The sequence below is a fragment of the Vibrio sp. M260118 genome (assembly GCF_036533755.1).
Lineage (GTDB): Bacteria > Pseudomonadota > Gammaproteobacteria > Enterobacterales > Vibrionaceae > Vibrio.
Window position 1 is genome coordinate 1 of the sequence record NZ_JATABG010000238.1, and the last position, 5,615, is coordinate 5,615.

Annotated in this window: 5 protein-coding genes, 2 tRNA genes and 1 pseudogene; 4 read left to right on the plus strand and 4 right to left on the minus strand. The window is 43.3% G+C overall.

The genetic code is table 11. The annotated features are described in order from the left end of the window. Positions 1-134, minus strand: a pseudogene (locus QTO00_RS13765) (nucleoid-associated protein YejK); the annotation flags it as partial. Between the two features lie 84 nt (positions 135-218). Between QTO00_RS13765 and QTO00_RS13770 the strand changes: the two are divergent. The 3 genes from QTO00_RS13770 to QTO00_RS13780 all read left to right on the plus strand — a co-directional run bounded on the left by QTO00_RS13770 (position 219) and on the right by QTO00_RS13780 (position 2,407). Beyond that, positions 219-443 (plus strand): YejL family protein, encoded by a 225-nt coding sequence (locus tag QTO00_RS13770; protein ID WP_038206747.1) that lies wholly within the window; start codon positions 219-221, stop codon positions 441-443. Between the two features lie 28 nt (positions 444-471). Next, complete coding sequence (locus QTO00_RS13775; protein ID WP_331425316.1) at positions 472-2,277, plus strand: DUF3413 domain-containing protein; 1,806 nt, start codon at positions 472-474, stop codon at positions 2,275-2,277. Positions 2,278-2,330: 53 nt separating this feature from the next. Continuing rightward, positions 2,331-2,407 (plus strand) — tRNA-Pro (locus tag QTO00_RS13780). A 45-nt stretch (positions 2,408-2,452) separates the two neighbouring features. On the opposite strand, the gene QTO00_RS13785 is transcribed toward QTO00_RS13780, so the two are convergent. Beyond that, positions 2,453-3,826 carry a hypothetical protein gene (locus QTO00_RS13785; RefSeq protein WP_331425317.1) on the minus strand — a complete coding sequence of 458 codons (1,374 nt, stop codon included), beginning with the start codon at positions 3,824-3,826 and terminating at the stop codon, positions 2,453-2,455. A 403-nt stretch (positions 3,827-4,229) separates the two neighbouring features. Here QTO00_RS13785 and QTO00_RS13790 point away from each other — a divergent pair. Further along, positions 4,230-4,320 (plus strand) — tRNA-Ser (locus QTO00_RS13790). Between the two features lie 81 nt (positions 4,321-4,401). On the opposite strand, the gene QTO00_RS13795 is transcribed toward QTO00_RS13790, so the two are convergent. After that, positions 4,402-4,884, minus strand: a complete 483-nt coding sequence (locus QTO00_RS13795) for an NUDIX domain-containing protein (protein ID WP_331425318.1) — start codon at positions 4,882-4,884, stop codon at positions 4,402-4,404. A 9-nt stretch (positions 4,885-4,893) separates the two neighbouring features. Then, on the minus strand, positions 4,894-5,615 hold a 722-nt coding region (locus tag QTO00_RS13800; protein WP_331425319.1), incomplete at its 5' end, for a histone deacetylase family protein.

Here is a 5,615-nt window from a genome sequence, read left to right on the forward strand (position 1 = left end):
CGATGAAGCTCAGCAACAAGGTCTTCGGTCGATCTGTCATTAGACAAAGATTCTGAACGAAAATTGACAATTAGCTCGTCGGCATCGTTTTTTTGTAGTTGATGAAGAATAACGTTTGAAAGATGAAGACTCATAATGAAATTTATCGCCACGTAGGTTTCAGTTGCGTGGCATTGTAGGTTATCATAAGCCGCTTTACTATCATCATTAGAGTCTTTATGCCGATTACATCTAAATACAGCGACGAACAAGTGGAACTTATCCTTGCGGAAGTGGCTGCGGTACTTGAAAAACATTCAGCAGGTCCAGAACTTGCTTTAATGATTGCTGGAAATATCGCTACCAATGTCTTAAATCAAGACGTTGCTGCTTCACAACGCAAAGCAATTGCTGAAAAATTTGCTGAAGCACTTGTTTCTTCAGTTGAAGATAAAAAACACTAAGAATAATAACGGACAATAGAACACATACATGGTTGATAACGGAAATACATACGGTGAACGCGTATCGCGTTTAGTGGGATGGGGGCATTGGTTTGCCTTTTTCAACATTATCGCAGCAATGCTGATCGGAACCCGTTATATCACTCAGTCTCCGTGGCCCGAAACTCTACTTGGTCAATTCTATTTGATGGTCTCTTGGGTTGGTCACTTTGGCTTCCTCGTTTTCGCCTTGTATTTACTGGTGCTGTTTCCGCTTACCTTTATTTTACCGTCACGAAAACTGTTCCGTTTAGTGGCGGTTTGTTTTGCGACCGTGGGTCTAACGATTCTACTGGTCGACACTCAAGCCTATCAAACCATCAACCTGCACCTCACTCCGGTTGTATGGGAAGTCCTATTCAGTAAAGAAAGCTCGAACGTGAGTGTCGACTTACAGTACCTATTTGTCGTTTTACCACTAATTTTCCTCATCCAGCTTGCGCTATCGGAATGGGTGTGGCGTAAACAACGTAAGCTATCGCACAAACACGTTGGCCGCCCTATCGCAGGACTGTTCTTTGTGAGCTTTATTGCTAGCCACCTAATCTACGTTTGGGCAGATGCGTACTTTTATAATCCGATTACAGCCCAGCGTGCTAACTTCCCTCTCTCGTACCCCATGACAGCAAAATCATTCATGGAGAAGCATGGTCTACTCGACCGAGAAGAGTACCAAATGCGTTTGGAGCAAAGCCAAACCGATACCGAGTTGGTGAGTTACCCACTAGAAAAAATCGAGTTCAACCGCCGAGCAAATCCACTCAATGTGTTGGTGGTCAGTGTTAACAACTTGCGCGCAGATATGCTCAACGAACAAGCAATGCCTGCGACGTATGCTTTCTCTCAAGAAAACTTAAATTTCACCAATCACTTCAGTGCGAGTAACGACGCATTTGGTGTGTTTGGTCTGTTCTATGGTTTACCGAGCAGCTATTCAAGCAGTATTAAAACTCAAGGCTCTAAACCAATCCTGATTGATACTCTGCTTGACAAGCAGTACCAATTTGGCCTGTTCAGTGCAGACAATTTTGATGAAGCGCTTTATGGCGAAACAGTGTTTAGAGGCATGAAATTTACTGGCATTGCCTTTGATGATGCCGAATCTGCAGACAGCCAAGCAATTGATGCTTGGGCTGATTGGGTTAAGCAACAAGATCAAAAGCCATGGTTTAGCTTTATCGAGTTGACCACGGTAGATAATTTCACGACATATAATGATGGCGATAAAAAGCTCTCCACAGGCGAAAAGCTAAAGGCTGGCTATCTTAAGTCCGTGGCCCAAGCCGATTCAGAGCTTCAGCAACTTATTGATGCGGTCTCTGAATTAGCTCTAGATGATTCAACCGTTATTGTAATTACATCAAATCACGCGACTGAGTTTAATGAGACCAAAACCAATAGCTGGGGCTCAAACACCAACTACAGTCAGTACCAACTACATGTACCTATGATCATTCACTGGCCGGGTAAGTTGGCAAGCGAATACACGCACAGAACCAGTCACCTGGACCTTTCGGTTACCCTGCTGCAAGACCTGCTTGGTGTGTCATCAAACCCGACCGACTTTAGCAGTGGTCGTAATCTATTTGATGAACGCAAACGTCGCTGGATATTAGCGGGAGATTCTCGAGAACTGGCGCTAATTACTACCAAAAATACGACCGTGATCGATAAGTTTGGCAACTACAAACTTTACGACGCCAACTACCAACGACTAAAAGACGAAAACCCTACCCTGCCAATCTTGATGCAAGGTTTGACCGAGTTACAACGTTTCTACGCAAAAAGTAACTGAATCAGCGTCTTAGAGATTGACCCTATAGCCAATTAAGATTAGATTATTGGCAGCGGACTGTAGCGCAGCTTGGTAGCGCACCGTCATGGGGTGTCGGGGGTCGCTGGTTCAAATCCAGTCAGTCCGACCAGTTTAAAAAAGAGAGCCTAGGCTCTCTTTTTTGCTTTTCTGTCACTCAGTCTGTCAGGTGTTTCTCTCTCAGCTGGCGGCTCATACTACGCGCAAACTGACCGAAATCCATATATCGAGTTAACGCAGCACAAGTTGGTGGTAGAGGCTGGAGCATAAACACACCTTCACTGTTAAAAATATCGCTGTGAATCTCAGTAAAGTAACTCTTATTATTTAGTCCTGACGCCAAAAACAGCGCATGTACCTTACAACAGCAGCTAAGCTTAGGTAGTTTCCTAACCACCGTACTTATAGTTGATTCAGCATTCTGATTACCAATGGACAAGCTATAGCCGTGAAGCTTTATTACTGCGAGCTGCTGAATCTCCGCTTCATTTAACTTTAAGCGCGAAACTTCATTGAGCATGTGCTCGTACTTTTTCTTATACAGAGAACTGCTCTCATCGTTTGACGTCCACTGCATCAGCAACGCAAACATGTAGTTCAACATATGTTGAGGGACTTCTCTCTTAAGCATTTTCGACACCGCCAAATTTGACGAAAAATGCTCTAGCGCCTCCTCGTTTTTACCTAAGATGATACCTATCAGCCCGAGCAGGGTTCTTTCGGTCATATCAAGCCCATAGCGCATCCCAGATGTTACTAGCATTCGATATCCACGCTGAAGGTGTCCTTTCTTAAGCAGTAGCAAGGCACCTATTTGATCAAATGGCTGACCAAACTGGACTTTGGAGAGATCGAACTTATCATAAAGCTCTAGTGCATCTTCAGACTGTCCATTCATCAGCATGGCGTTGAGAAAGAAGCTCACTTCCAACGAGTAATCCTTTTTACCCGCCTCTTTAATTAACGCGCCGTACAACTCGGTAGCGCTTTTGAGCTCTCTTTTCATTAAATACTGATGGGCGCGTTTCAGCATAAAATCATACTGATAGTCGGGATAGTGATGTTCAAAAAATTCATAGCGCTTAGCCATCTCGCAATCAGAGAACTCTTTATCTGAAAGCAACATTGGCCACACGGTATTCTTTTTCTCAAACGTTCTGCGGATCTGTTCACTAATATTACGCTGATTATCTTCAAGCGTAATATGGATATCTGACAAATAGTACGCTGAGTCTTTCACTTCGGCATCGAGGCAATCCATGATGATGGTTGAGCTATCATCTATGGTGCGCATCGCTCTTAAATGGTAAAGAAGATCAGAAGCTTTAACTTGATTTTGACAGTAGCTTTGATCACAGATAAGAATGTCAAAACGATCATGAAAAGTACGATTCAGTGGCTCATGAGGCGCACTGTGGTAGATGATTTTGTGTGGCTTGATGCCAAGAGATAACATCAAACTCGATATGCTGATGTTTCGATTAGGAAACTCTTTTACAACAAGAACATTAGCGTCTTTAAACTTCAACATACCGACACTCGATACTCCATGGTTTGAGACTTGTTGTGTCGAAATAACAAGACCTAATACTTTAGTATGAAAGGTTAATACGCGGGATGCTCATAAATAAACCATAACTTCACCTACTACGCAGCGAATTGCATTCATTTTGCTCAATCTTTTGTTAATTATCTATAGATCCTTGTTTAGTTTGCATACTCCCTCACTACTTTTGTAAGAAAAATGAACCAACTTAAAAAAACGCTCTGATAATATTGAATAGGAATTCGATGAAAAAATACCTTTGAGCATTGAAAAACACTTAAAATGCTTGTTTGTTCAGCTTTTTATCACCAACCGCTCATAATTAAAGCAAACAGTAAAAATAGGGGTTTACAACTTTTCTCAACCTCTATATTATTCGCTTCACCACGGAGAGATGGCTGAGTGGTTGAAAGCACCGGTCTTGAAAACCGGCATACGTTAATAGCGTATCTAGGGTTCAAATCCCTATCTCTCCGCCACATTCGAAAAGCCCGCTGAGAAATCAGCGGGCTTTTTCGTTGTGAGTTCTATAAGCTTCAGTCCTACGTTCAAGCATCACGCTACAGATAATTGATATCTTCTCTGTCACCTTGTTTGTAGCTACCTAGATGGGTGGAAAAACAGCGGGTTTTCACTAAGTTAATCAGGCTGTCTTTTAGCTCTGCTGGATAAATGCGCTTATCAGCAAGGTCGGCAATGGGTAGCCACTCGACGGCTTGAATATACTCTTCGTCATTCAAGCCGGCTAAGTTATCCAAGCTAGGACATCCGCTAAACGACTCAACGAGATAGAAGAACTCTGCGTGGTAGCACTGCCTTTGCGTTTCTAAAAACTCTCTCACGCACAGCAGTTCACCAACCTCAACATCAAGCCCTGCTTCTTCTTTAAACTCTCGTACCACACAAGATCTTGAGCTTTGGTCTTCAGGTTCCATACCCCCTCCAGGTGGGATCCAATATTCACCGCTGAAGTCTCTCACTTTAACTAGCAAGATCATATCTCCTTTAACCAACACGCCTGCTGCACGAATTCGGTGATCCATTTGTTTTCCTTAACTTACGTAAATACTTAAAGCAGCTCGAATTAACTGCATATGGATTGGAACTAACTCATTATGCTCGCTACGGTATCCACCGCCGACAACGCAAACAATCGGTAACTGTTTTTGCTTAGCCAGTTTGAACATAAATCGGTCGCGCTGATAGATTGCGTCAGTAGAAATATTAAGATAGCCAAGTTCATCATCAATATGGATATCGACTCCCGCATCGTAAATAATCAGATCAGGTTGATGGAGGTTGACCGCCATTTCAACAACAGAGGTGAAGGCTTGCAAAAACTCATTGTCTTCGGTGTTTCTAGCAAGGGGTACATCGAAGTCTGAGTCTGGTTTACGTGCCGGAAAATTCTTATCGCAATGAAATGAGACAGTAATAATGTCATCTTCCGCCGCACACAAGGTCGCCGTTCCATCACCATGGTGAACATCACTATCAACAATAACCACCTTGTCGATTCCATCCAGTGTCAATGCTCTTTTTGCCGCTAACACCAGGTCATTAACAAGGCAAAAGCCACTACCATAGTTATGGTGGGCATGATGATAGCCGCCACTTAAATGCAGCGCGACGCCGTGCCCCAATGCTTGTACAACAGTTTCACATGTGCCACCAGCAGATGTCAGTGTCCTAGTAATCAAACTATCGCTCCACGGAAAGCCAATTCGGCGCATTTTCGGCGCAGGCAATGCTCCTGTTACCAGTTGCTGTATAT